Origin of the sequence: Lawsonibacter sp. (genome assembly GCF_022777125.1) — a bacterium.
GTDB lineage: Bacteria > Bacillota > Clostridia > Oscillospirales > Oscillospiraceae > Lawsonibacter_A > Lawsonibacter_A hominis.
Genome location: NZ_JALFGV010000005.1, coordinates 1 through 25570, shown reverse-complemented (window position 1 = coordinate 25570; position 25570 = coordinate 1). Strand labels below are relative to the sequence as shown.

Below are 25570 nucleotides of genomic sequence, written 5' to 3'. Positions count from 1 at the left end.
CACGCGGGGTGGGGCGGGGTTTCCATCGCAACCCGCGCCCCTCTGGGTCAGTTTGTCGAAAAAGGCCTTTGGCCTTTTTCGACAGTGTGATGCATGTCGGACAGGGCTCGATCCTTGCAGAAAAGTCGCCCTGTCCGTCATGCGAGGTGTCATTTCCGACGCGCATGTCGCCGGAAATGTCGGAACTTCCTTTCCTTCCGTCGTCTGCGGACGACTCAACTCTGCGAGGCTCTTCTCCAGGAGGGGTTTTCGACAGCCTGGCGCCCCACAGCGTTTCAGAATATCTCCCGCAGGAGGGCCGCGCAGCGTTTCGCCGCTGCGGCCAGGCGCGCTTATTGCTGGAGAAACCGGGAGAGAAACTCCTGCGTGCGCTTGTTTTTGGGGGCGGAGAACAGGCGGATGGGGTCGCTCTCCTCGCAGATCACACCGTCGGTCATAAAGACCACGTGATTGCTCACATCCCGGGCAAAGGCCATCTCGTGGGTGACCACGATCATCGTCATCCCCTCCCGCACCAAATTGCGCATGACTTCCAGCACCTCGCCCACCATTTCGGGGTCCAGGGCGGAGGTGGGCTCGTCGAAAAGCAGCACCTCCGGCTCCATGGCCAGCGCCCGGGCGATGGCCACCCGCTGTTTCTGGCCGCCGGAGAGCTGGCGGGGCAGCGCGTTCACGTAGGGCGCCATGCCCACCTTGCGCAGATAGTGCATGGCTTTTTCCCGGGCCTCCTCTGCGCCCCGGCTCAGCACCTTGCGCTGGCCGATCTCGCAGTTCTTCAGCACGCTCATATTGTCAAACAGGTTGAAGCTCTGAAAGACCATGCCCACCTTGGCCCGGTAGCCGGGTACGTTGATGCCGGGGGACAGGATATTGGAGCTGTGGAAACGGATCTCGCCGCTGGAGGGCGTCTCCAGCAGGTTGACGCACCGCAGCAGCGTGGATTTCCCTGAGCCGGAGGAGCCGATGACCGAGATCACGTCGCCGCGGTAGACGGTGAAGTCGATGTCCCGCAGGACCTCATGGGCGCCGAAGGATTTGGAGAGATGTTCGATGCGCAGCAGGGGATGGCGCAGATCCCGTTTTGGCAGCAGATCCATGTTAAACCGTCGCCTCCTTGTCGTTTGGCCCCGCGCCGCCGGCATCCAGGGAAAAGGGATCGCCGGTCAGTTCGTAGTTTTCCGCGCCGGAAAGGCTGCGCTCCCACACCCGCAGCAGCCGGGCGGAGACCAGGGTCATGATCAGGTACAGAAGCATGGCCAGAAAGGCGGCCGGGAAATAGAGGTACACGGCGGCGGCCGCCGATTTGAAGGAGAAGAAAAGTTCTGTGACGCTGATGACCGAGAGCATGGAAGAGTCTTTCAAATTGATGATAAAGTGGTTGCCGATCTGGGGAACCAGATTGCGCAGGGTCTGGGGCAGGATGACGTGAAACATGGCCTGCATATGCGTCATGCCGATGGCTTTGGCGCCCTCCATCTGGCCGGGATCCACGGCCTGGATGCCGCCCCGGACCGATTCCGCCATATAGGCGCCGGTATTGATGGAGAGGATGAAGATGCCGGCGGGAAAGGTGTCCATATGGAGGTGAAACGCATAGGCCGAGCCGTAGAAGATGAACATGGCCTGGGCATCAGGGGCGTGCCCCGGAAAAACTCCACATAGACGGCCAAAACGGCCCGCGCCATCTGCAGCAGCCCCCGCTGGAGCGGCGGCTGGCCGGGCTGGGTGGGGATGGAACGGATCAGCCCCACGCCAAAGCCGATGACGCAGCCGATGGCGGTGCATGCTACCGCCAGCACCACGGTCAGGCCGGCGCCGCGGAGGAAGGAGATGCCGTACCGGCTGAGGACGGTACCGCAGTCGGAAAGGAATTGAAGGATGCTGTCCATGAACTCTTGCTCCTTTTTCGTCATTGAACACAGACCGAAACGCCCGGCCCTGCGCGGGAGGGGCGCGTTCGGCCCGGGGGAAGCGCTGCGGAAGAGAGGGAAGGGGGCGTTACTCCTGATTCAGAGGTTGCACCTCGATGGCCTGGTCCATCATGGCGGTGTAATCATCGGCCGTGTATGCGGCCAGGACCTCGTTGATGGCGGCGGTCAGGCCGGCGTTGCCCTTCTGGACCGAGATGCCGAAGTCGGTCTCTTCTTCGGAGACGTCGAAATCGTCGCCGCTGCCGGTGAATTCCAGCATTTTCATGGCGGGGTAGGCTTTGCAGGCGGACAGCGCGGTGGGCTGATCGGTGACCACCAGGTCCACGGCGCCGGAGTCCAGGGCCACCAGCATGGCGGGCACGGATTCCTGGGCGGGCAGAACCGTAACGTCCGGGATCTGGGGCAGGCAGGCGTCGTACCACACGGTGCCCAGCTGGCTGGTGGCCTTGGCTCCGCTGAAGCCGCTGATGCCGGCGGCACCGGCATAGGCGCCGTCCGATTTCACCAGACACACGATAGAGGCGTAGTAATAGGGATCGGAGAAGTCCAGCTGGGCGGCCCGGTCGGCGGTAATGCACTGACCGGCGATGACCGCGTCCACACTGCCCGACTGAAGGGCAGGGATCAGAGCGTCCCACTCCATCTTGACGATCTCCAGTTCACAGCCCAGATGCTCGGCGATCTTCTTGGCGAACATGACGTCGTAACCGTAGGCGTAGTCGGAGGTGCCGGAGATGGGGACCGCGCCGTTGGAATCGTCGGCCTGCGTCCAGTTGAAGGGCGCGTAGGCACACTCCATGGCCACCTTCAGCACGCCGTCCTCCACCAGCTTGGGCGTGAGGGCGCTTTCCGGCGCGGCGGCCATCGGTGCAGAGGCATCCGGGGCGGGGACAGACGCGGAGCCGCCGCTGGAGCAGGCGGCCAGAGACAGGGTCATGGTCAGGGCCAGCGCAAGTGTGAGCAAAGTCTTGCCTTTCATTGGGATCAAACTTCCTTCCATTTTGTGTTTCCCGGAAAAACAAAAGACGCCATGAAAACCTTCCAAAGGAAGGATCCATGGCGACTGTGCAGGCGGAAGAACCGCCCCTATCATCTGCGATAGCACGTTTTCTGTTTTTGAGGGAGCTTGGAACGATCGGAACGTCTCGATTTGCAAGCATCTTACTCCGGCAATTCGTTTTTGTCAAGCCAACAACAGCAATTTCAGAGAACTACACAGGGCGGAAGGAAAATGGAAGCGCACCTTTGGCGACTTGTCAAAGGAGAGGCGCGGCGCAGAGGCACAGCTCCGCTGCAACTCGTTCAGCCGAACTTCTGCTTTGAATGCTGCAATAAGCGCAGCCGATAGGGAGCGCCTTCACTGCGGGCGAAGAGACCGCCTCCCTCCATTTGACCGGCACGGTGCGGCAGCGGAACGGTGGTCAACCGCTCCGCTGCCACCATTACCACCACGGCGGATAACGCCGCGGTCACCATTGAAGCGAGGTGTACCCGGATCCTCACCGGGGATTGTACCATCACCGGCCTGCCCCGAAACGGAACCATCGGCTTTCAATGGATACACCATCACGTTGGCCGACGCCGCGGTTCTGGGCCGGGTGTGAGAAAACCTCCACTGAGCGTATTTGACATCAAGGCAAGCCGCCTGGGCCGGTTATAAAACAGAAAAACGATCCCTTGAAAACAGGATCTGGAATTGCCGGTACGGCAATTCCAGATCCTGTTTTCCCTCAGAGAACATCTCGAAATGCTATTTTGCAGCACACCCGCCGCCGTGTTGTTTAGTCGGTCTCGTCCTGAATCGCCTTGGCGGCCTCGATGGCCTTTTCCTGAGCGGCCGGAGGCGCCTCCTCATAACGGACGAAGCGGAAGGTAAAGGAACCGCGGCCCTGCGTCATGGACCGCAGGTCGATGGCATAGCGGCTCATCTCAGCCATCGGGACCTCCGCCTCTACGATCTGGTTGCCTTCGCCGTCCGGGTTCATGCCCATAACGCGGCCACGGCGCTTGTTCAGGTCGCCGATCACGTCGCCCATATAGTTGTCGGGGATGGTCACCTTCAGCGCTCCGATGGGCTCCAGCAGGGTGGGAGAGGCCTGGGGCATACCCGTTTTGTAGGCGATCTGCACCGCAGTCTTGAAGGCCATTTCGGAGGAGTCCACGGGGTGATAGGAACCGTCGAACAGGGTGGCCTTCAGGTTGACCACAGGATAGCCCGCCAGTACGCCGTGAAGGACGGCCTCGCGCATGCCCTTTTCCACGGCGGGGAAGTAGTTTTTGGGTACTGCGCCGCCGACGACCTCCTCGCAGAACTGGAGCTCTTCGGTATCGCCGGGCTCAAAGCGCATCCACACGTCGCCGAACTGGCCGTGGCCGCCGGTCTGCTTCTTGTGGCGGCCCTGGACCTCCACCTTCTTGCGGATCTTCTCACGGTAGGCCACGCGGGGCTCGGAGAGCTCCGCGTCCACACCGAAGCGGCTCTTCAAGCGGGAGACCAGAACGTCCATCTGCATATCGCCGGTGCCGGAGACCACCATCTGGTGGGTCTCCGCGTTGTTGACCCAGCTGAAGGTCAGATCCTCTTCGTTCAGGCGGGTCATGCCGCCGGCGATCTTGTCCTCCTGGCCCTTGGACTTGGGGGCGATGGCCACGGAATAGCAGGGCTCGGGGAAGGGGATGGGCTCCAGCCTGACCACCTTGCGGGGGTCGGAGAGAGTATCGCCGGTCTTGACCTTGTCCATCTTACCGATGGCGCCGATGTCGCCGCAGGAGAGCTCCTTGACCTCGTCGGCTTTTTTGCCCTTCATCACATACAGGCGTCCCACCTTCTCAGTGGCGCCGGTGCGGGAGTCCACCAGCTGCATATCGGGCTTCAGGTTGCCGGAGATGACCTTTACATAGGAATACTTGCCGTACTGATCGGAGACGGTCTTGAACACCAGCGCGGCGGGCAGGGCCCCGGGGAAGGGGATAAACTCATCCAACTCGCCCTTCTCGTTTTCGCCGATGAGCGGGCGGCCCTCCAGAGGATTGGGCAGCAGTTCCACGATGATGTCCAGCAGCATGCGGGTGCCGAGGCCCGAAAGGGCGGAGCCGCATACCACCGGGAACAGGGACAGGTCCTTTACGCCCTGACGCAGGCCCTGGATCATCTCGGCATAGGTGAAATCCTCGCCGGAGAAATATTTCTCCATCCGCTCCTCGCTGGTCTCGGCCACGGATTCCTTGAGCGCGTCGTACAGCTCGTCCAGCACGCCCTGCTTGTCCTCGGGCACGTCGATCTCGATGCGCTCGCCCTTGGGGCCGGCCTCAAAGGCGCGCTTGTGCAGCACGTCAATGATGCCGATGACCTTTTTGTCGGCGTCCCAGATGGGGGCCACCACAGGGGCGATGTTCTTGCCGAAGCGCTCCCGCAGGGTATCAAAGGCGGCGTTGTAATCGGCGTTATCCTCGTCGGTTTTGGAGATATAGAGCAGCCGGGGCAGCTTGCGCTGCTGGCATAGCTTCCAGGCCTTCTCCGCGCCCACGCTCATGCCCGCCTTGGCGGAGCAGACGATGATGGCCGCGTCGGCCACCTGCACGGCCTCGATGACTTCGCCCACAAAGTCGAAGTAGCCCGGGGTGTCCAGCACGTTGATCTTACAGCCGTTGTATTCGATGGGCGCCACGGCGGTGGAGATGGAAATCTGACGGCGGGTCTCCTCCGGATCATAGTCGCAGGTGGTATTGCCGTCCGCAGGCTTTCCCAGACGCTCCGTGCCGCCGGTAAGATATAGCATGCTCTCGGCCAGGGAGGTCTTTCCGTTGCCACCATGCCCCAGCAGACAGACGTTGCGGATATTTTGTGTGGAATAGCTCATACTTGTTTCCTCTCCTTACTTTTGGAATCGGTCAGCGGCCGCCCGGTCGTCCGGCGCAACTGCTATTGGTCATTATACATTAATTCCAAGGTACTTACAACTGAAATTTTATAAAAAAGGTGTATTTGTTAACGGGGGCGCGCGCAGGAAAGCGCGCGCGGATAAAAAACAACTGGGCGTACTGCAACATGCAGGAGAAAAGGCGGCTGCAGGCCGGCCATACGCGGGAATATTCCGGATGAGAGCGCTTGCAGCCGCAACCCATGGGAACCATCTGCGGTTGCGCGCCTTTTGTAACCGCCTCTTCCGGGCGCCTTGCCTGAATTGGAGCGTGGCTTTATGCGGGGCGACAGTCTGAACTATAGTTTAGCCGTTATACACCACTTGGAATGGGGTTACGGCAAAAAATTGGCTAAAACAGAAAGCCGCCCCACGGGCGGGCCGTGGGGCGGAACGACTTAGGGTGCACAGGTGGGCAGGATCACAAGGCCGGTAGCGGCGCCGGGGGCAATGTCGTCTCCTTCCGTGCGCACGTCGGCGTCTGCCCATGCCTCGGTCAGGGCGGTAAAGACATCCGCGGGTACCGAATAGCAGGCGCTGCCGCCCAGAAGGTAGCAGGGATAGGCGGACAGATCCACCGCGCTACCGGCGGGCAGAGTCAGCACGCCGCAATAGGACTGCGTTTCGGGAGGCGCGCTCTCCAGTTCGAGAAGGGAAGAGCCGCCCCCGCCGGATACGGAGTAGGCGCCGGCCCCTTCCTTGGCGGCGCTCTCCTGGGAAGCGCTTTCGTTGTCCGCCTGCGGAGGCAGCGCGGGGCCGGCGCTGGAGCCGGAGGTCATCAGCGTAACCGTGTCCTCCGATACGGCGCGGGATTCCGCCTCCGTTTCCGGGGCGGCCGCCTGGGGCGCGACCGCCCCGGACGCCGCGTCCAGAGCGGACGGCGCCGCCGCGCTGCCCGCAGACATCCCGCCGCCGGCCAGGGGGCCGTTCAGCCACAACCGCACCCCGCCGCCGAGGAGCACCAGCGCCAGCATGGCCGCGGCGCAGGCCCAGGACCGCCGCCGCCAGGCCTGACGCTTGGACTGGAAGGGCGTGACCTTGGCGGCGCGGACGGCCGCCATCACATCCTGCGCCAGGGCGGCAGGCGGCTCCGCCGTCCAGGCGGCGGCCGATTCCTGCAAGGCCGTGTGGAGCGCCTGAAAATCGGTCTGGAGCGCCCTGCACGCCGCGCAGCCTTGCAGATGCTCTTCCAGCAGCGCTTCCTCCCGGTCGGTAAGCTCGTTGTCCAGTTGGGCGCTGATCCGTTCCAGCGCCTGATCGCAGGTGAGCATGCAGGTCGCCTCCTTTCCGATGAAATGAAATGTGCGCCTTGTTTGTACCGTTACCCTTTGGACGAAAGGCCGGGCGAAAAGTTCCCGGTGGAGAGCAGATAGTTGCGCAGCGCCAGCCGGGCCCGGGCGATCCGGGATTTGACGGTGCCCTCCTCCAGCCCGAGCGTGCGGGCGATCTCTCCATAGGAGAGTCCCTCCAGCTCCCGCAGCACCAGCACCTGCCGGTGTTCGGGGGAGAGGGCGTCCAGCCCGTCCCGGATCGCCTGGCTCCGCTCAATCTGCTCCAGCTGCCGGTGGGGGCTGTAACGCTCGTCGGGCAGCTCGGCCTGACGGGCGGCCGCCTCATCGTCCAGGGAGACGGTCATGGACAGGGCGGCGCGGCGCTTTTCCCGCCGCAGAAAGTCGATGCATACGTTGGAGGCCAGCCGGTACAGCCAGGTGGAGAAGGCGCTCTCGCCCTGAAACCGGCCCAGCCCCTTCCAGGCGTTGAGAAAGGCCTCCTGGCACAGCTCCGCCGCATCGTCCGGATTGCCGGTCATGCGCAGGGCCAGGCTGTAGATGCGCCCCTGATTGCGCTCCACCAGCGCCGCGAACGCCTCCTCGCTGCCCTGCCGGGCCCGCTGGACCAGCACCAGCTCCGTTTCCATGCCGTTCTCACCTGCCTTTCCGGGGGGGGGGCGGTCAGCAGAGATCCCGCTGTATGCCCGCCGTGATGCGCTCAATGTCCGCCAGGGTGCTGACCTGGCTGATCTGTTCCTTATAATAGCCCGCGTGGGGGACGCCCCTGAGATACCAGGCGTAGTGTTTCCGGGCCTCCAGGCAGGCGATGTGTTCGCCCTTGTGCTCCGCAGCCAGCCGGAATTGCCGCACCGCCGTGTCGCACCGCCGGGCCAGGGGCGGAAGGGGAGGGATCTCCTGCCCCTCCAGGGCGGCGCGGGCCTGCTGGAACAGCCAGGGATTTCCAAAACAGCCCCGGCCGATCATGGCCATGTCGGCGCCGGTATATTTGAGGATGTGGACCGCATCCTCCGCAGAAAACACATCCCCGTTTGCCAGGACCGGAATGGAGACGGCCTCCTTTACGGCCCGGATGTAATCCCAGTTGGCCCGCCCCGCGTACATCTGGGTCCGGGTGCGGCCATGGACGGCCACGGCGGATACGCCCGCCTGCTCCATGGCCTCTGCAAACTCCACGCAGTTGATGCAGCCCTTATCCCAGCCCAGACGGAATTTGACGGTCACGGGCCGCCCGCCCGCCCCGCGGATGACCGCCTCGGCCACCCGGACCGCCAGGTCGGGCGTGCGCATCAGCCCCGAGCCGTCGCCGTTCTGGGCGACCTTGGGCACGGGGCAGCCCATGTTGACGTCGATGATCTCCGCGCCGGAACGCTCCGCCGCAATGCCCGCCGCCTGCTCCATACAACAGGGGTCGCTGCCGAAAAGCTGTACCGCCGCCGGGTGCTCCCCTGCGCCCAGCTCCAGCAGGGGAATGGATTTTTTGTCCTGATAGCAAAGGGCTTTGGCGCTGACCATTTCGGTGACGGTGTAGCCCGCGCCCAGCTCCCGGCAGACGGTGCGGAACGCCAGGTCCGTCACTCCGGCCATAGGCGCCAAGGCCAGACGGGAATTTATAGTAATATTGCCGATTTGCACAACATACCTCGATGTGTTATAAAGTGTATGTATCATACCACAACGGCCAAAGTTCGGCAAGGTATCTTTCCGCTGTGGGCAGGAGATACTAAATCAGAAAAATCAGGAAAAGGAGCGTTTTTACCATGGATAAGTACGTTTGCGACATGTGCGGCTATATTTATGATCCCGCGGAGGGCGATCCGGACAACGGCGTCGCCCCCGGCACCCCCTGGGAAAAGGTGCCCGAGGACTGGGTGTGCCCCCTGTGCGGCGTGGGCAAGGACCAATTTTCCAAGGAGTAAGCCCCAGCGCCAAAAGGGCGCGCCTGCGGAAGCTCCGCAGGCGCGCCCTTTTGGCGCTGGCCTATCCGGCCATGCCGCTCCAGGGAAGGGTTTCGCGGGTGGCGGTCTTGTATTGCTTGATCAGCACCTCGGTGAGATAAGCGATCTTGGCGCGCAGGGCCTCGGAGCGCCCAGTGGAGAGCATCGCCTCCACCTGGTCCCGATTATGCCACAGGTAGGCCCAGGTCTCCGCAAAATCCTCCGGGCGGCTGACCATGGCGTAGCCGGAGACGAAGCCCTCCGAACCGGAGTTTGCGGTGAAGGACACCCATTGGTTGCAGGATGCGGTCCAGCCGTTGGCGATCATGGCGGAAGAGACCACCATATGCCCCATCTCGTGGCTATAGACGTAGGGGTCGCCGGTTCCGGTATAGTAGATGCGGTCGCACCGCGCGCCGGAGCCGTCGTATACGTGCTCTCCGTGGAAGCCGCCACCCATCCCGCTGACCTGACCGTCGAAGAGGACCATGTCGGAGGGGAAGAGGACGATCTGGGTTCTGCGGCTGCCTTTTTTGGCCACGACCTCTTTCAAAAAACCGTCAGGATAGAGGTCGAAGGCCTCCTTCATCTTCAAAAGCTCCTGATAGACCTGCTGGAAATAAGCCCCGCCCAACGTGACGCTGCCGAAGGTGGCGTGGGTCACGACCGCGCCGGGGACGGTATCGTCGAACTCGGGCAGATAGAAGATCTGGATGCCGATCTGCTGTTCCAGCGCGCGGCACAGGTCCCAGGCAACGTCGTTGGAGTAGTGCAGGCGGCTTGCGCCGGTGAAATCAGAGCCGGCGGCGGCGGTGGCCTGAGCCACAGTGACGGCGGCGGTCATCTGGAAGTCGCCGCTGCGGCAGGTAACGGAGGCGGCGCCGGGGGCCACCGCCCGGAGGGTGACGGCGCCGCTGCCCGTGTCCTTTTCGATGGCCACCACGGCGGGATCGCTGGAACTCCAGGCGGCGGAGGGGGAGCCGGTGGCATAGCAGCACCCGGTCTCCAGACGCTCCCCGGGCTGGAGCCGGTAGGCGTAGGACTCCATCCGCATATAGACGCTGCTCAGCAGCCGGTACATGGTCACGTAGGCCTGCTGCCGGGTGTAGGAGCCCAGCGGGGAGAAGGCACCGCCGCCGGTGCCGTTCATCACGCCCCAGCCCACCATGGCCGACACCGGGCCGGAGGCCCAGGCGGCAATGGAGCCCTGATCGGAGAAGAAGGCCCCGGCGGGCCCGATGGGCGCGCCCATGGCCTTCAGGGTGTTGTGGAGCATCACGGCGGCCTCCTGCCGGGTAATGCCGTTGTCCGGCAGAAAAGAGCCCTTGCCGTTGCCGCTGACGATGCCAAGCCCGGCGGCGGTAAGCACCGAGGGGTCGCTGGTATCGTCAAAACGGACGTCCCGGCTGGGCGTGAGGTCCCAGCCGTTGACCCTTGCGGCCTCCTCCAGGCAGAGCACCGCCAGACGGCAGAATTCCGCCCGGGTGATATCCTTGCCGTAGCCGTTTTGCAGATCGGCGGGCACCAGGCCCAGCTCCACGGCCTGGGCGACCTCTGCCTGGGCCCAGCGGTCGGGCTGCTCCGCCGCCGCGGCCGGAACCGCCGGGGCGGCCAGCAGCGCCAGCAGGCAGAAAAGCGAAAGCCAACGCCGGAACTGTCTGCGTTTTTTCATAATATGCCATTCCTTTCCCAAAAACTGCAGCTACAGCATAGCATGTGCAGAATGCGATTGCAAGCGGCGGGAAAAAGGGCCTTTTGTCCACTGCGGGCGGCCTTCCGGCAGAGCGATCAATTGAACGTTGTGGATTACATCTTTTTCCGTTTCTGTATCAAACGGTATCAAAATTAGGAGGTAACTGTGAACGGTAAAAAGGTGTTTTATTCAGAACTGGCTTATGTCTTTGGAATGGTTGTTTTGGCGCTCGGTACGGCCATGATGGAACGGGCGGATTTTGGCATGTCGATGGTTGTGGCGCCCGCCTATTTGGTGCATCTGCGAATTTCGCAAGCCTTTCCGGCGTTTACCTTCGGGATGGCGGAATATTGTCTGCAGGCAGTCTTGCTGATTGGGATAGCCATGATCACGCGCAGACGGAAAATAAAGTATGTCCTCTCCTTTGGAACGGCGGTTTTTTATGGATTTACCCTTGATTTAGCCATTCGGATCATTGGAATGATCCCATCCGGTGCGTTTGTTGGACGAATCGTGTTTTATGTGTTTGGAATGTTTTTATGCGCTGTCGGCGTTTCGCTGTTCTTTCATACATACCTTCCGCCGGAGGCTTACGAACTATTTGTAAAAGAAATTTCCGTGAAATACGCAACGGACATTCACAAAACAAAGACGGTTTATGATTGCTGCAGCTGTTTCCTGGCGGTACTTTTATCCTTTTTCTTTTTCGGGTTCGGACATTTTGAAGGCGTGAAGTTTGGAACCGTTATCTGCGCTGCGCTCAATGGATCCTGGATAGGGATGTGCAGCAAGATAATGGAGTCTAAGTTTTGCTTTAAGGATGCACTGGACCTGAGAGACTTTTTTGCCTGACGGAACGTTACAAGGTTAAAATGGATCGGGCAGCCTCGCTTTTGAGGCTGCCCTTATTTTGTCTGACAAAGGGCGCCGGAACTGCCCCGATGAGGAAAAAGAGAGGGAAAAGGAGGGGGGAGGCCTGTCAGGTTGCGACCATTTTTTTCCAAAAATAGGATTATACTGTCTCCGATACCGTGGGCGGACAAGCCCTGGACAAAGGAGACGTGGAGACATGGCGGCGAAAGGGAAGCTGAAGACGCGGGCGGCCAGGGCCCGGGAGGAAATGCGGCAGACGGGGCGGCTGGTGCTGCGCGCGCCCGCGCTGGTGCGCTTTGCCGAATGCGTCATGCGCCTGTTGCTGGGGGCGGTGCTCGCCGGGGCGGAGATCTTCGGGGGCTACGCGCCCTTTGGGCTGGGAATGGTGGCCTGCTCCGGCTCCGGGCTGGACGGCTTCTGCGCCCTGCTGGGCGCCTGCCTGGGGTACTTATCCTTCCAGGGCTTTGTGGAGGGACTGCGGTATGCGGCCGCGGCCATCCTGATTTTTTCCGTATCCTTCGCCTTCTACGATATCCGCCCTTACCGGCGGGCCTGGTTCATGCCCGCGGCGGCCGCCCTGATGGACGCGGTCACCGGCTTCGTCTACCTGTCCGACCGGGGGTGGACGGCGGGCAACCTGATCTTTTTCGGCACGGAAGTGCTCTTATGCGGCGCTTCGGCCTATTTTTACCGCATCGCCTTCTCCCCCTGGACCGGCAAGCGGGAGGAGGAGGGACTCACCCTGCGCCAGAGTGTGAGCCTGCTCATCCTGGGGGGTACCCTGCTCATCACCCTGTCCAAGATCACCCTCTTCGGCGACATCTCGGTGGGCCGCTCCGCCGCGGCTCTGGCGGTGATGGTCACCGCCTACAAGGGAGGGATCGGACCGGGCGCCACCGTGGGCGTGGCCGCGGGCATCGGTATGGACCTGTCCGCCGGGGGAATGCCGTTTTATTCCATGGCATACGCCCTCTCCGGCGTGATGGCGGGGGTGTTCCACCGGCAGGGCAGGCTGGCCGCCGCGCTGGCCTATGTGCTCTCCAACGCCCTGGCGGTGCTGTGGACCTGGAACGAGGGGCCCAATATTCCCGTGCTTTATGAGGTGTTCATCGCCTCGGTGCTCTTCCTGATCCTGCCCGATGCGCTGCTGCGGCAGGTGGGTGCCCTGGTGGCCGGACAAAACGCGCGGCAGGACACCCGGAAGCGGGCCCACAACTACGTAAAGACCCGGCTGGAAGCTACCGCCGGGGCCTTCCGCAGCCTCCACGAAGCGCTGCGTACCGCCTTCGGGCAGACCCCGCCCAACGACAACGATGCGGCTACCGTCTTTGACCGGGCGGCCAGCCGGGTGTGCAAGCGCTGTCCCCTTCAGTCCTCCTGCTGGCAGCGGGATTATGTGAGCACGTTCAATGCCCTCAACGACGCCCTGCCCGCCATGCTGGAACGGGGACGCGGGGAAGGGGAGGACTTCCCCGCCTATTTCGCCAACCGCTGCCTGAAGTTCCCGGAATTCCTCGCGGCGGCCAACGAGGAGGTCTCCGCCCTGCTCTACCGCAGGCAGTACCGCAGCCGTCTGCGGGAAAACCGCTCGGCGGTCTGCCGCCAGTACGGCGATCTGGCCGACGTTCTGGGGACGGCGGCGGCGGAGCTGGGCGCGGAACTGGTGCCCGACCCGGTGCGGGAACGCCGGCTGCGGCAGTACCTGGCCGCCCAGGGGACCGAATGCCTGACGGCGGCCTATTATGACGAGGCGGGCCACCTGCGCCTGGAGCTGGAGGGCCAGGGGCTGGCCCCCCTGCGGAAACCGGAGAGCGTGGACAAGCTATCGGCGGTGCTGAACGTCCCCCTGCGTCCGGCGGAAGAGGATGGGCGGCGGGACCGGCTGGTGCTGGTGGAGCAGGAGCCCCTGATGGCGGTGGCCGGCGTGGCTGCGCGGAAAAAGGACGGCCAGACGGTCTCCGGCGATACGGGGGCCTGGTTCAAGCATGACGACGGCTCCCTCTACGTGCTTTTGTGCGACGGTATGGGCAGCGGGCTGGAAGCGGGGCAGGAGAGCGGACTTGCCGTGCGCCTGCTGGAGCAGTTCCTCCGGGCGGGCGTGCGCCCCGAGGCCGCCCTCAAGACCCTCAACTCTGCCCTGGCCCTGCGGGGCGAGGAGACCGGGGGCTTCACCACGGTGGACCTGCTGCGCCTGGACCTGTTTACCGGGGAAGCGGCGGTGTATAAGTACGGCGCGGCCCCTACCTATGTGCGCAAGGGGAAAACTGTCAGCCGCATCACCGGCAGCGCCCTGCCCGCCGGCCTGGCCGGGGGCGACGGGGCCGCCCCCGACGTGGCGAAGGTGCGTTTGGAGGCGGGGGACTGGGTGCTGCTGGTCACCGACGGGGTAGCGGGCAGCGACTCCGACCTGTGGGTGCGTCAGCGCTTTGCCGCCTTTGAGGGGGAAAGCCCCAAGGACCTGACACAAGCGCTCATCGACGAGAGCGCAGGCCATGGCGGCGCCACCGACGACCGCACCGCGCTGGTGCTGCGTCTGGAAAAACGGTGAGGGGGATTTCCAAGACGCTGATCCGGGGCGCGAAACCCCTCCCGTGGGAGGGCCTCACAGAGTTCCGTCGTCCGCAGGCGATGAAGTAAAATCAGGATCCGCCCTTTCCGGCGGAATGCGCGCCGGAAAGGATCCTCCTCAGAACGGACGGGGCGGCTTTTTCGCAAGAAATGGAACCCGGTCCGTCCTGCATTCCTCTGTCGGGAAAAGGCCTTTGGCCTTTTCCCGACAAGCTGAGGCCCGCTCCCTTAGGGAGCGGGCCTCGCCGTTTGCTGTGGAATGTGCCTGTTCTCAGGGCAGGTAGTCTGTCGGGTCGACGGGAGAGCCGTCCTGCGCCATCTCAAAGTGCAGATGAGCGGGCAGGGCGCTTTCGGCGATGGCGGTTTTCCCCACGGAGCCCAGCACGTCTCCGGCCCGCACGGTGTCGCCGATCTCAACGGTGGGCACGGCGGCCAGATTGGCGTAGCAGCTGGTCAGCCCGCTGCCGTGATCCAGATAGACGGTGGTGCCCATAAAGTCGTCCTGCACCACGTCGATGACGGTGCCTGCGGCGGCGGATACCACCTGAGCGCCCAGCTCTGCGGAAATGTCGATTCCGCTGTGGGTGCGCCAGTCGCCCATGGTGGCGTCATAAGCCAACGCCTCCACACTGTACTCGGAGATCAGCGTGCCCTTCACCGGCCAGGCAAAGACCGTGGGGGCGGCGGGCTGGGGGGTCGCTGCGGGCGTGGCCGCGGGCGTGGGGCTGGGGGCGGGCGTCGTCCGGACGGCCGTCTGAGCCTGGGGCGACGGCGTGGGCGTGACGCGCACCGCCGGGGACGCGGATGCCGGAGTGGGGGTCACAGTGACCTGAGCCGGTCCGGCCACGGCTGTGCCGGGATCCTTGTCGGGGGAGAGGGAAGAAAAAAGATAATAGCCCGAGATTCCAATTGCGGCGACGCACAGGAACAGGACTATGTAGAAGCCCTTCCCCGCCATAAAGTCGCCGAAGCGTTCCATAAATGGTTTTTTCATGCGTTTCAGCACCTCCAAGCCTATTTTGGACATGCCTGCGGGCGGTTATACATGAAAACCAAAAATTTTGAAAAAACACTTGACCTTCCGGTGGGGGGAGGGAGTAAAATCCGGTACGTTTTTAAGAAACTTTAATGGATTCTTCAGGAAGCGCAGAAGGTTTTCTGTTATCCTGAGACAAACCGGACGCTCCGGCGCACCGATTGTGAACGAATTGCGAATTTTGCAGCCGCGGCATTGACAGAGCGGGAAGGGCGGGCTAAGATACATGACAGATTGTCATATCACGGTACAGCGGGGAGGGACGCACGGTGCCCAGCGCCACATTTTTCAATCTGCCGCCGGCCAAGCGGGAAAAACTCCTGGCGGCGGCGCGGGCCGAATTTGTCCGGGCCCCCTTTGCCCAGGCCTCGGTCAACCGGATCATCCATGGGGCGGGGATTCCCCGGGGCAGCTTTTACATGTATTTCGCAGACAAAGAGGAACTGTTCCGCTATCTGATGGAAGACTTCGGCACGCAGCTCATCCGCCAGATGGAGCGCCTGCTGGAAGAACGGAACGGAGCGGTATTCGCCGCGTTTCTGGACCTGTTCGATTACGTACAGGACCGCCGGGCGGAATACCGGGATCTGCTGAACATCCTCCGGCGCAACGGCGATATGCGCCCCGGCCTGTTCCCGGGCGAATGCCGGGGGGGCCTGCCGGAGGGCCTGCGGGAGCGGATGGACCTCGCGCGGCTGGACCTGCGGGAGGCGGGCGACCTGGAAGCCATCCTCCACCAGCTCTTTTTCCTCACCGGAGGCGCCCTGATGCGCTCGGCCGGACCCGGCGGGCCGGAGGCGGCCCGGGCCGGACTGGTCCGCCGGATGGACATACTCCGCAGGGGCGCGGAAAAGCAGGCCGCCCCGCCTGCCGGAAGCGCGGCAGAAGCTATTTGAAGTAAGGAGTAAGCGAATATGGAAGCAACCCAAGTCAAAACGCAGACGCAGCAGAACGCACCGGCCCAGTTCAAGCCGCCGAAAAAGAAACGCAGATGGGTCAGGCGCCTGGTGGCGGTACTGGTCGTCGCGGCGATCCTCGCCGTTTTGCTGCTGCGGCTGATGAGCGCGGGCACCCAGGCGGTGGCGGGGGCCTATCTGTCCGACACCGCCCAGGTACGCGAGATGACGGTGGCCGTCTCCGGAACCGGCACCATCCAGCCCAATCAGTCCTACAAGGTGACCACGCTGATCAGCGGCGAGGTGCTGGAGGCCCCCTTTGAGGAGGGGCAGACGGTCAACAAGGGCGATCTCCTCTTCCGCATCGACGCAAAGGATGTGGAGAACAATATCCAGCAGCTGGAGCTCAACCTGCGCTCGGCCCAACTCAACCTGGACGATCTGCTCAAGCGGCAGGCGGACAACCGGGAGGATTGCGCGGTAAGCGCCGAAGCCGACGGCGTGATCACCAAGCTGTATGTGGAACAGGGAGACGCCGTCATGGCGGGGGCTCCCATCGCAGACCTGCTGGACCGGGAGCGGATGAAGCTGACCGTCCCCTTCCAGTCCGCCGACGCGGCGGGGTTTTATGAGGGGCAAAGCGCCGTTGTCACGGTGGACGGCACCGCCCAGACGCTGACGGGCACCGTGGATTCCATCGCCGCCACCGACGAGGTGGGCCCCGGCGGCGCCCTGGTGCGGCAGGTGACGCTGCTGGTTCAGAATCCGGGCGCGCTCAGCGACGCCAGCCGCGGCACCGCCGCCATCAGCGGCGCGGCCTGTGCATCGGGGGGCGCCTTTACATACGCAGCTTCCAAGCAGATCGTGGCCAAGGCCAGCGGCGACGTGGACGCCCTCTCCATCCGTGAGGGGGACCGGGTGACCGACGGGCAGGTCGTGGCGGTACTCTCCCAGACCGATATGGATACCCAGATCGAAAGCGCCCGGATCCAGGTGGAGAATGCCCGGCTCTCCCTCCAGAATGCCCGGGATAAGCTGGAGGACTACTCGATCACCTCCACCATCACCGGCACGGTCATCGAAAAGAACGTGGACGCGGGCGACAACGTGGGCGGCAGCACCGCCGCCACCGCGGGCTACACCTATATGGCGGTCATCTACGACCTGTCCGAGCTGACCTTCGACGTGAGCGTAGACGAGCTGGACATCAACAAGATCCGGACGGGCCAGCGGGTGGAGATCACGGCGGACGCACTGGACGGGAAGAGCTTCACCGGGGTGGTGGATAAGGTCAATATCAACGGCACCACGGTAGGCGGCTACACCACCTATCCCGTCACCGTCAAGGTGGACGGCTCGCCGGCCGAACTCTATCCGGGCATGAACGTCTCCGCCAAGATCGTGGTGGAGCAGGCCGGGCAGGTTTTGTGCATCCCGGTGGATATGGTGGGCCGGGGCGACACGGTGCTGGTGGCCGGTCCGGGCTGTCTGGACGAGAACGGCAGCGTAGTCGATCCGACCGCCATCGAGGAGCGCCAGGTGACCCTGGGCCGCAACGACGAGGAGTATATCGAGGTCCTCTCCGGTCTGGAGGAGGGGGACGTGGTGCTCAGCGAGAACCAGGCCTCCAACGCCATGGCCGCCATGATGGGGATGGGGATGTGACCATGCAGCATCTGATCGAACTCAGGGATGTCTATAAGATCTACCAGATGGGCGACACCGCCGTCCACGCGCTGGACGGCGTGACCCTGACGGTGGACCGGGGGGAGTTCGTGGCCATCGTGGGCCAGTCGGGCTCCGGAAAATCCACCGCCATGAACATCATCGGCTGTCTGGACGTACCCACCAGCGGCACCTATCACCTGGGGGGCGTGGACGTGTCCACCATGGATGACGACCAGCAGGCCGAGATCCGCAACCGGATGCTGGGCTTTATCTTCCAGCAGTATAACCTGATCCCCAAGCTCAACGTGCTGGAAAATGTGGAGCTGCCCCTGCTCTACGCGGGATTGCCCGCCTCGGAACGGAAGGAGCGGGCCAGGTCCGCCCTGGAGCGGGTGGGCCTGGGGGATAAATGCAAAAACCTGCCCGCCCAGCTCTCCGGCGGCCAGCAGCAGCGGGTCTCCATCGCCCGGGCCCTGGCGGGCAATCCGTCGGTGATCCTGGCCGACGAGCCCACCGGCGCGCTGGACTCCCGCACCGGGCGGGACGTGCTCAATTTCCTCCAGAAGCTCAACGCGGAGGGGGACACAGTGGTCCTCATCACCCACGACAATTCCATTGCCGTGAGAGCAAAGCGCATCGTCCGCCTTCAGGACGGCAGGATCATCTACGATGGGGATGCCCACGATCCGCAGGCCGTGGTCCAGCCCGGCGAGGACGATGCCCCGGCAGACGCCGGAGCGCGGGAGGTGCTGGGCGTATGAGCTTTGCGCAATCCTTCCGTCTGGCGGTCAAATCCCTGCTGACCAGCAAGATGCGGGCCCTGCTGACCATGCTGGGTATCATCATCGGCGTGGCCGCCGTCATCGTCATCGTCTCCCTGGGCAACGGGATGGAGCAGTACATGAACGACCAGTTTGAGAAGATGGGGGTCAATCTGATCCAGGTGCAGGTCTACGGACGGGGCGGCTCACGCTCGGTGGAGCCCGACGATATGTATGCCCTGGTGGACCGCTACCCGCAGTATCTCAGCGATGTAAGCCCCTACGTGAGCACCCGCGCCGCCGTGCGCCAGGGCCGCGACAACTATGCGCGCACCACCATCTACGGCGTCAGCGAGGCGTATTACGACTATGCCTCCGGCAAGAGCATGGGGGGCGAAAAGCTGGAGCGGGGCCGTTTTTTGCGGTACATCGACGTCAGCCGCTACCAGAACGTATGCGTCGTGGGCTCCTATCTGGATCAGGAGATGTTCAACGGCACGTCCCTAGGAAAGAGTATGACCATCGGCGGCGTGCCCTACACGGTGGTGGGCGTGCTGGAGGAGAAGGCCGACTCCACCGAGGGCAGCGGCGACGATGTGATCTTTATCCCCTACGGAAACGCCCTGCACCTCAGCGGACTGTCCGACGCGAACCTGTACCTGTTCACCTCCGCGGATAAGGACGCCGCCCCGGCCGCCAAGGGCGTGATCGAAAAGCGGCTTTACCAGACCTACCAGAGCAGCGACTACTACTTTGTCATGAGCTCGGCGGAGATGATGGACGCCATGAACTCCATGCTGGACACCCTCATGGTCATCCTCATCATCATCGCCGCCATCTCCCTGCTGGTGGGCGGCATCGGCATCATGAACATCATGCTGGTGTCCGTCACCGAGCGCACCCGTGAGATCGGCATCCGCAAATCCCTGGGCGGCAAACGCAGGGATATCCGCAGCCAGTTTATCATCGAGGCGGGCACCACCTCCGCGATCGGCGGCGTCATCGGTATCGCGCTGGGCATCCTTCTGGCGAATGTGATGACGGCGGTGGTGGGCGCGGTGCTGGGCACCGGGACCGACGGATTTGTGGCCATACCGACGCTCGGCGGCATCCTGGTGGCCTTCTGCGTATCGGTGGGCGTGGGCATCCTCTTCGGTTACCTGCCCGCCAACAAGGCCGCAAAACTCAACCCCATCGACGCGCTGCGGTATGACTGAGCCGGTAGATCCGGCCCCCTGCGGGTGCAGGAGCGCCCTGCCGCGCGGGATGCGCCGTCCCGGCAGGCGCGTGCCTCTTGCCACCGGGGGCCGGGGGGTATATGATAAACAGGATGGGGGCCGGCACCCGCGCCGGCCTGCGTTCCGACTTTCCACGAGAAGGAGAAAACGAAGATGAAGAAACGACTGCTATCCGGCCTTTTGGCCGCAGTGTTGGTCCTGGGGCTGGCCCCCGCCGCCCTGGCGGCGGCGCCGGCGGAGGATGAAGCCGCTCAGGTCCTGGCCGCCCTGGATATCATGGTGGGCGATTCCGACGGGAACCTGGAGCTGGGGCGCGCCGTCACACGGGCGGAATTTACCAAAATGGCGGTGGCCGCCTCCACCAGCCGCGACGCGGTGGGCGATACGGTCCCGGTCAAACCGTATCCGGACGTGCCCCAAACCTACTGGGCCGCCCCCTGGATCAAGGCGGCGGTGGACCTGGGACTGGTGCAGGGAGACCTGAGGGGCTACTTCAACCCCACCCAGACCATTACCCTGGCCGAGGGCGTGACCATCGTGCTGCGCCTGCTGGGCTATCCGGACAGCGCCTTCACCGGCGTATGGCCTTCCGGCCAGATGGCCCAGTACAAGGCCCTGAAGCTGAACGAGGGGGTAAGCTGCGCCGCAAACGACGCCATGACGCGCCGGGATGCCCTGTACCTGTTCTATAACCTTTTGATCACCAAGAACACCAGCGGCGTGTACCACCTGAACGTGCTGGAGCCCGCCCGGAACCTGGTGAGCCAGACCGGTACGCTGGACCGGGTGGCCCTTGTCAACTCCGCCATGGAGGGCCCCGTGGTGGCCGGGAGCGGCTGGCAGAGCCAGGTGCCCTTCGACGTGAGCGGCGCCAGGGTCTACCGCTCCGGGAGCCTGTCCGCCCTGTCCGCCATCCGGGATCAGGACGTGGTGTACTGGTCCAAATCCATGCGCACCGTCTGGGCCTATACCAATCAGGTCACCGGCACCTATCAGGCGGCCTCGCCCTCCGCGTCGGCCCCCACGGCGGTGACGGTGGCGGGGAAGAGCTACGCCATCGAGACCGCTTCCGCCGCCTTTGCCCTGTCTGACCTGGGGGAGTACCGGGTGGGGGATACCATCACCCTGCTGCTGGGCCGTGACGGCGGGGTCGCCGCCGTGTCCGGCGGGGCGCCGGAGGGCACGCTGCTCTACGGCGTGGTCACCGCCATCGCCGACGCCGCCTATGACGACGGGGCGGGCGGCGCCTATACCGCCCGGACCGCCACCGTCTGCGCCACCGACGGGACCGCCTACCGCTATCCCTTTGACCGAAACGATCTGAAGGTGGGGGATCTGGTGCGGGTAAACGCCGTCCAGGACGGCTTTGCGCTCAAACGCCTTACGGCCGTCAAGCTGACCGGGAAGGTGTCCAACGACGGCAAGCGCCTGGGTTCCTATGAATTTGCCGACGACGTGGAGATCCTTGATACCTATGAGAACTGCACGCCCATCCGGGTCTATCCCGACCGTCTGGCGGGAAGCAGCCTCACCGGCAGCACCGTGCGCTTCTATGTCCTCAACGCCCAGGGAGAGATCAGTCATTTGATCCTGAAGGACGCCACCGGGGACCTGCACCAGTATGGGGTCATCACCTCGGTCACAGAGGTGTCCATGGGCCTGAATACGGCGTCCAACTACGTCTATGACGTGGGCGGCATGCCCCAGGCGTTCTCCTCCGAGACCACCGTGTTCAACCTGAAGGTGGGGCCCTGCCAGGCCAAGATGAAGGGGCCCCAGAGTGTGGAGCGGCTGTATAACCTGACGCCGGTGGACGTGGAGACTGTGGACGGCGGCGCCGTGCTGGGCACGGACGGCAAGCAATATACGCTCTCCGAGACAGCGGTCTATTACGTCAGGACCGGGAGCGCCGAGTATCAGCTCTCCAGCCTCGCCCGCGTCCAGGCGGGTGATTACGACCTGACCGCCTGGTACGACAAGCCGGAAAACGAGGGCGGACGCATCCGCGTGATCATCGCCGACTGAGGAATGCGCCAGCGCGCATCCCCCGGGTACCCCTCGCCCCTGCGGGCGCGAACGCTGCGGGGCTTTTTCGGCAAAGCGACACCGGCGCACGTGTTTTTCGTGCGCCGGTGTTTTTTACAGCAGCAGGCCCACGCTCCAGCCGATGGTGGCGAGCAACGCGCCGGCGGCCACCCAGGCGGGGGCGGGCACGCGGGGCCGGGGGCGGCCCAGACGCACGTTGCGGCGCAGATATCCGTCGGCCACCCGCCGGGCCTCCTGGAGCACCTGCTCAGCCGAGACGCCTTGCCCGAAGGCGTCTTCCTTCACGATAAAGATCGCCTGTTCAAACAGGCGCGGGTCGGGGGATTTTACCACGATCACCTGTCGGGACACGCCTTTGACCACAGCCGCCACATCCTTTCCTGATACCTTCCAGTATCGCCCTTTTTTGCCGCCGCTATTCCGTGCGTGGAAAGGATTTCCGCTCATAAGGGACGGAAATTTTCCGTAGACTAAAACCGTATTGGAAGGAGGCGGACCTATGGCGGAAAAGAAACGGCTGGCTCTTGCGCTGGCCCTTTTGTTCGCGGTGAACAGTATCATCATCTCCCAGGCCCAGAGCGCCCAGGCGGCCACATACCGGGTGGGCTCCACCGGAAGCGAGGTGCGCACCATCCAGACCAAACTGAAAAATTGGGGCTACTACGACGGCTCGGTGGACGGCATCTACGGCAGCCAGACCGCCGAGGCGGTAAAATACTTTCAGCGCTCCAACGGCTTGAGTGCGGACGGCATCGTAGGTGCGGCCACCCGGAAGGCGCTGGGCATGCCCAGCGCCGGAACCTCCGGCAGCCAGTCCGCAAGCCTGGACCTGCTGGCCCGGGTCATCTCCGCCGAGGCCCGGGGAGAGCCCTACAGCGGGCAGGTGGCGGTGGGCGCGGTGATTCTGAATCGGGTGGAGCACCCCTCCTTTCCCAACACCGTCGCGGGGGTGGTCTACCAGCCGGGAGCCTTTACCTGCATGGTGGACGGGCAAATCGACCAGCCGGTGGCCGATTCCGCCGTCCGCGCCGCCCGGGAGGCACTCAACGGCGCCGACCCCAGCGGCGGAGCGATCTACTACTTTAACCCCAGCACGGCCACCAGCGCCTGGATCTGGAGCCGTCCCCTCATCAAAGTCATCGGGAACCACCGCTTTTGCTCCTGAGGGCGGGGAGCTCCGTCGCGCTGTGCGCCGTGCGTCCCCGCGCGTTCGTGTCTGGCTGAACGGGCGCGGACCGGCCCGGCCGTGCGGGAGTCCGGCTGCGGGGCAAGCCGTTTTCGGGTCAAGGCATTACCGCATGATTCAGCGCGTGCGGATCGGCGCGAAAATTTGTGCCGCAAAAAGGCGCAAAACCGCAGGAATACTTTGCGTATTACAAGGTTTTGCAACGCATTTGTGGGGCAAATTGGCCGCCAAGACGTGCGTGGGGAATTGTGCGGTGACGCCTTAAAACAGCCGCTTTTCGTAAATAGGCGTATACCGCAGCAGGCCGGAGCGGCGCTCCGAGCACATCAGGGTCAGCCGGTCCAGGGTCAGCTCCAGGGGCGTCAGCAGGCCGGACAAGCGGCCCTCGTCCATGGAGCGGGGAAGGATCGCGCGCCGGGCAAGGGTCAGATGGGGCCGGTAGGCGCGCTCCTCCAGCGGGAAGCCAGCCCCCGCCAGCGCATGGGAGAGCTGCCACTGGGCCTCAGTGAGGCCGGGCGCGGCCTGTACGCCCACCCATAGGATATCCCCGCTGGAACGGCGGAACCTTCCCACGCCGCAGGTGCGCAGCGGGAAGGGCGGTGCGTCCACCGTATCCATGGCGGCAATCACGTCGTCCAGACGGTCGGTCTCTCCCAGAAAGACCAGGGTGAGATGATAATTTTCCCGCCGGGTAAAATTCCCGCGTACGCCCTGGTCCGCCAGGGCCCGGGCCGCCCTGTCCAGAGCGTCCTTCCAGGACTCCGGCAGCGCCGCCGCCACAAACAGACGCATATAAGACGCCTCCTCTTTTCCGTAAGGTCCCGCTTCCCGCAGGGAACAGCCTGAGTATAGCAGAGGCGGGCTTGGCCCGCAAGGGCCGGGCCGCGTGCTAAAATCCTGTTGACAAACCGGAGCGGAATCAGTAGAATGGCCTTAATAAAATTTCCCTCAAGTGTCCCTCCTAGAGGAATGATAGACAACCGGGTGAGAATCCCGGACGGTACCGCCGCTGTAAGCGCTGAGGCCGCTGCTCGTTGATGAAGATCAGCCACTGGGAAACCGGGAAGGCAGAGCACGGACGCAGGAGAGGCAGCTCTCCCTAAGCGTAAGTCAGAAGACCTGCTTGAGGACGTCCCTGCCACGCGTTATGGCATAGGGGACTTTTTGTTGCGGAAAACCGGCCGCGGCAGCGTTCAGCGCTGCCGCGGCTTTCTGCGTCCACGGGAGGGGTGCGTCCGCTGGAACAAGGGGGGATTTTATAGACTGGAGCGATCCATAACATGAGGAGGAAACTATGAAACGAATCGGAATGAGCATCCTGTCCTTGGCCCTGCTGCTTTGCCTGGCGGCTTGCGGGAACACGAACCCCGCCGCGTCCGGGACCGCCGCCCCGGAGACGGCTGTGCCGGAGACCGCCGCGCCCCAGGAGGATTACGACGGCAAGCTGGTGTTGGACGGCCCCATGGAACTGGAGTATGCCCGGAATTTTGCCGTCGACCGCTATAAGGGCGGCTACCGCATGTTCACTGCCGGCACCACCGGGAACACCTATCTGGTGGTGCCCGAGGGCATGAGCGTCCCCGAGGAGCTGGAGGCGGGCGTGGTGGTTCTGCAGCAGCCCATCGACCGGGTCTATCTGGCCAGCACCGGCATGACCTCACTGGTGGCCGCCATGGGCGGGCTGGACCACGTGAAGCTGGTGGCCAACGACGTGGAGGACTGGTACATCGAAGATGTGGTGGCGAAGATGAACGAGGGCAGCATCGCCTTCTCCGGCCACTATAAGGAACCGGATTATGAGCAGATGACCGCCAACGACATTCAGCTGCACGTGGATACCACCATGATCGACAACAATCCAGAGGTGCTGGAGAAATTTGACGAGCTGGGCATCCCCTCCATCGTGGAGAATTCCTCCAAGGAGGCCCATCCCCTGGGCCGTGTGGAGTGGGTAAAGCTGTTTGGCGTACTCTTCGGCATGGAGGAGCAGGCCGACGCCTATTTTGAGGCGCAGAAGGCCCTTGTGGAGGACGCCACCGCCGCGCAGGCGTACGGCAAGACCGTGGCCATGGGCTACATCACCTCCACCGACAAGTGCTATGCCCGCAACGGCGGCGACTATATGGCCCAGCTGATCGGTATGGCCGGCGGCACGTACATCCTGGCCGATATGGAGCCGGAGAAGAGCGGCAATACCAATATGACCTTTGAAGAGTGGTACGCCGGCAACAAGGACGCGGATTACCTGTTCTATGTGAACTTTGCCCGCTCCTTCGCCTCCATCCAGGAGATGATCGACTATAACCCCCTGTTTGCCGACTTCAAAGCGGTGCAGGACGGCAATGTCTGGATCACCTCGCCGGACTTTACCCAGTCTACCGCCGCCATCGCCTCCATCCTGTCGGATATGAACGCCATTCTCGCCAGCGCCGACGGCGATGTGACCACCGACCATCTGATCAAGCTGTCCTGAGGGCCCCGCCAGCGGCAGGTGGGAGAACCCGCCCTGCCGTTGGCGGGGGGGGGGG

At 63.6% G+C, this 25570-nt stretch carries 21 protein-coding genes and 1 riboswitch; of the genes, 10 read left to right on the top strand and 11 right to left on the bottom strand.

The window, feature by feature from the left end; translation table 11 throughout:
• Positions 1–332 precede the first annotated feature (332 nt).
• From MR825_RS00795 to dusB, 7 genes are all read right to left on the bottom strand, one after another.
• Positions 333–1097 (bottom strand): amino acid ABC transporter ATP-binding protein, encoded by a 765-nt coding sequence (locus MR825_RS00795; RefSeq protein ID WP_287878103.1) that lies wholly within the window; start codon positions 1095–1097, stop codon positions 333–335.
• A gap of 1 nt (position 1098) precedes the next feature.
• Complete coding sequence (locus tag MR825_RS00790; protein ID WP_287878100.1) at positions 1099–1620, bottom strand: amino acid ABC transporter permease; 522 nt, start codon at positions 1618–1620, stop codon at positions 1099–1101.
• A 378-nt stretch (positions 1621–1998) separates the two neighbouring features.
• Complete coding sequence (locus MR825_RS00785; protein WP_287878098.1) at positions 1999–2910, bottom strand: transporter substrate-binding domain-containing protein; 912 nt, start codon at positions 2908–2910, stop codon at positions 1999–2001.
• Between the two features lie 802 nt (positions 2911–3712).
• The gene (locus MR825_RS00780; protein ID WP_186907734.1) at positions 3713–5791 is read right to left on the bottom strand and encodes an elongation factor G; all 2079 of its coding nucleotides are present in this window, start codon (positions 5789–5791) and stop codon (positions 3713–3715) included.
• A gap of 458 nt (positions 5792–6249) precedes the next feature.
• A complete protein-coding gene (locus tag MR825_RS00775) occupies positions 6250–7122 on the bottom strand; it encodes a zf-HC2 domain-containing protein (RefSeq protein WP_186907733.1) in 873 nt (290 codons plus the stop codon).
• Between the two features lie 50 nt (positions 7123–7172).
• Entirely contained in the window at positions 7173–7769 is a 597-nt protein-coding gene (locus tag MR825_RS00770) for an RNA polymerase sigma factor (protein WP_186907732.1), read from the bottom strand.
• Between the two features lie 34 nt (positions 7770–7803).
• Complete coding sequence (dusB, locus tag MR825_RS00765) at positions 7804–8775, bottom strand: tRNA dihydrouridine synthase DusB (protein ID WP_256176552.1); 972 nt, start codon at positions 8773–8775, stop codon at positions 7804–7806.
• A 125-nt stretch (positions 8776–8900) separates the two neighbouring features.
• Between dusB and rd the strand changes: the two genes are divergently transcribed.
• Complete coding sequence (gene rd, locus MR825_RS00760) at positions 8901–9059, top strand: rubredoxin (RefSeq protein ID WP_186907730.1); 159 nt, start codon at positions 8901–8903, stop codon at positions 9057–9059.
• A 61-nt stretch (positions 9060–9120) separates the two neighbouring features.
• Here the strand turns inward: rd and MR825_RS00755 are convergent, their stop codons facing one another.
• A complete protein-coding gene (locus tag MR825_RS00755; RefSeq protein ID WP_287878090.1) occupies positions 9121–10749 on the bottom strand; it encodes a putative zinc-binding metallopeptidase in 1629 nt (542 codons plus the stop codon).
• A 186-nt stretch (positions 10750–10935) separates the two neighbouring features.
• Between MR825_RS00755 and MR825_RS00750 the strand changes: the two genes are divergently transcribed.
• Together MR825_RS00750 and MR825_RS00745 are read left to right on the top strand one after the other, a co-directional pair.
• Positions 10936–11622, top strand: coding sequence for a DUF6198 family protein (locus tag MR825_RS00750; RefSeq protein ID WP_287878088.1), 687 nt, complete (start codon positions 10936–10938; stop codon positions 11620–11622).
• Positions 11623–11839: 217 nt separating this feature from the next.
• Positions 11840–14191 (top strand): SpoIIE family protein phosphatase, encoded by a 2352-nt coding sequence (locus MR825_RS00745; protein ID WP_287878086.1) that lies wholly within the window; start codon positions 11840–11842, stop codon positions 14189–14191.
• A gap of 291 nt (positions 14192–14482) precedes the next feature.
• Here MR825_RS00745 and MR825_RS00740 read toward each other — a convergent pair whose 3' ends face one another.
• The gene (locus MR825_RS00740) at positions 14483–15205 is read right to left on the bottom strand and encodes a M23 family metallopeptidase (RefSeq protein ID WP_287878083.1); all 723 of its coding nucleotides are present in this window, start codon (positions 15203–15205) and stop codon (positions 14483–14485) included.
• 311 nt (positions 15206–15516) lie between these two features.
• Between MR825_RS00740 and MR825_RS00735 the strand changes: the two genes are divergently transcribed.
• From MR825_RS00735 to MR825_RS00715, 5 genes are all read left to right on the top strand, one after another.
• Positions 15517–16143: a TetR/AcrR family transcriptional regulator gene (locus MR825_RS00735; RefSeq protein WP_256176563.1), complete on the top strand. Its 627-nt coding sequence runs from the start codon at positions 15517–15519 to the stop codon at positions 16141–16143.
• Positions 16144–16161: 18 nt separating this feature from the next.
• The gene (locus tag MR825_RS00730) at positions 16162–17808 is read left to right on the top strand and encodes an efflux RND transporter periplasmic adaptor subunit (RefSeq protein WP_186907725.1); all 1647 of its coding nucleotides are present in this window, start codon (positions 16162–16164) and stop codon (positions 17806–17808) included.
• 2 nt (positions 17809–17810) lie between these two features.
• Entirely contained in the window at positions 17811–18572 is a 762-nt protein-coding gene (locus MR825_RS00725; RefSeq protein ID WP_287878106.1) for an ABC transporter ATP-binding protein, read from the top strand.
• Entirely contained in the window at positions 18569–19789 is a 1221-nt protein-coding gene (locus MR825_RS00720; RefSeq protein WP_186907724.1) for an ABC transporter permease, read from the top strand. Before MR825_RS00725 ends, MR825_RS00720 begins: the two co-directional genes overlap by 4 nt.
• A 174-nt stretch (positions 19790–19963) precedes the next feature.
• Positions 19964–21835 (top strand): S-layer homology domain-containing protein, encoded by a 1872-nt coding sequence (locus MR825_RS00715; protein ID WP_186907723.1) that lies wholly within the window; start codon positions 19964–19966, stop codon positions 21833–21835.
• A 114-nt stretch (positions 21836–21949) separates the two neighbouring features.
• On the opposite strand, the gene MR825_RS00710 is transcribed toward MR825_RS00715, so the two are convergent.
• Positions 21950–22219 carry a translation initiation factor 2 gene (locus tag MR825_RS00710; RefSeq protein WP_256176565.1) on the bottom strand — a complete coding sequence of 90 codons (270 nt, stop codon included), beginning with the start codon at positions 22217–22219 and terminating at the stop codon, positions 21950–21952.
• A gap of 136 nt (positions 22220–22355) precedes the next feature.
• Between MR825_RS00710 and sleB the strand changes: the two genes are divergently transcribed.
• Positions 22356–23021 (top strand): spore cortex-lytic enzyme, encoded by a 666-nt coding sequence (sleB, locus tag MR825_RS00705; protein WP_186907721.1) that lies wholly within the window; start codon positions 22356–22358, stop codon positions 23019–23021.
• Between the two features lie 282 nt (positions 23022–23303).
• On the opposite strand, the gene thpR is transcribed toward sleB, so the two are convergent.
• Positions 23304–23834 carry an RNA 2',3'-cyclic phosphodiesterase gene (gene thpR / locus MR825_RS00700; protein WP_186907720.1) on the bottom strand — a complete coding sequence of 177 codons (531 nt, stop codon included), beginning with the start codon at positions 23832–23834 and terminating at the stop codon, positions 23304–23306.
• A gap of 141 nt (positions 23835–23975) precedes the next feature.
• Positions 23976–24183, top strand: a riboswitch (cobalamin riboswitch).
• 153 nt (positions 24184–24336) lie between these two features.
• On the opposite strand from thpR, the gene MR825_RS00695 reads away from it, so the two are divergent.
• Positions 24337–25515, top strand: coding sequence for an ABC transporter substrate-binding protein (locus tag MR825_RS00695; protein WP_287878071.1), 1179 nt, complete (start codon positions 24337–24339; stop codon positions 25513–25515).
• The last annotated feature ends 55 nt before the right edge of the window (positions 25516–25570 follow it).

Excerpts from the sequence above, each read along its gene's own strand:
- MR825_RS00795 (WP_287878103.1), bottom strand. The coding sequence starts at position 1,097 with ATGGATCTGCTGCCAAAACGGGATCTGCGCCATCCCCTGCTGCGCATC.
- MR825_RS00790 (WP_287878100.1), bottom strand. The coding sequence starts at position 1,620 with ATGTTCATCTTCTACGGCTCGGCCTATGCGTTTCACCTCCATATGGAC.
- MR825_RS00785 (WP_287878098.1), bottom strand. The coding sequence starts at position 2,910 with ATGAAAGGCAAGACTTTGCTCACACTTGCGCTGGCCCTGACCATGACC.
- MR825_RS00780 (WP_186907734.1), bottom strand. The coding sequence starts at position 5,791 with ATGAGCTATTCCACACAAAATATCCGCAACGTCTGTCTGCTGGGGCAT.
- MR825_RS00775 (WP_186907733.1), bottom strand. The coding sequence starts at position 7,122 with ATGCTCACCTGCGATCAGGCGCTGGAACGGATCAGCGCCCAACTGGAC.
- MR825_RS00770 (WP_186907732.1), bottom strand. The coding sequence starts at position 7,769 with ATGGAAACGGAGCTGGTGCTGGTCCAGCGGGCCCGGCAGGGCAGCGAG.
- rd (WP_186907730.1), top strand. The coding sequence starts at position 8,901 with ATGGATAAGTACGTTTGCGACATGTGCGGCTATATTTATGATCCCGCG.
- MR825_RS00755 (WP_287878090.1), bottom strand. The coding sequence starts at position 10,749 with ATGAAAAAACGCAGACAGTTCCGGCGTTGGCTTTCGCTTTTCTGCCTG.
- MR825_RS00745 (WP_287878086.1), top strand. The coding sequence starts at position 11,840 with ATGGCGGCGAAAGGGAAGCTGAAGACGCGGGCGGCCAGGGCCCGGGAG.
- MR825_RS00740 (WP_287878083.1), bottom strand. The coding sequence starts at position 15,205 with ATGAAAAAACCATTTATGGAACGCTTCGGCGACTTTATGGCGGGGAAG.
- MR825_RS00730 (WP_186907725.1), top strand. The coding sequence starts at position 16,162 with ATGGAAGCAACCCAAGTCAAAACGCAGACGCAGCAGAACGCACCGGCC.
- MR825_RS00725 (WP_287878106.1), top strand. The coding sequence starts at position 17,811 with ATGCAGCATCTGATCGAACTCAGGGATGTCTATAAGATCTACCAGATG.
- MR825_RS00720 (WP_186907724.1), top strand. The coding sequence starts at position 18,569 with ATGAGCTTTGCGCAATCCTTCCGTCTGGCGGTCAAATCCCTGCTGACC.
- MR825_RS00715 (WP_186907723.1), top strand. The coding sequence starts at position 19,964 with ATGAAGAAACGACTGCTATCCGGCCTTTTGGCCGCAGTGTTGGTCCTG.
- sleB (WP_186907721.1), top strand. The coding sequence starts at position 22,356 with ATGGCGGAAAAGAAACGGCTGGCTCTTGCGCTGGCCCTTTTGTTCGCG.
- thpR (WP_186907720.1), bottom strand. The coding sequence starts at position 23,834 with ATGCGTCTGTTTGTGGCGGCGGCGCTGCCGGAGTCCTGGAAGGACGCT.
- MR825_RS00695 (WP_287878071.1), top strand. The coding sequence starts at position 24,337 with ATGAAACGAATCGGAATGAGCATCCTGTCCTTGGCCCTGCTGCTTTGC.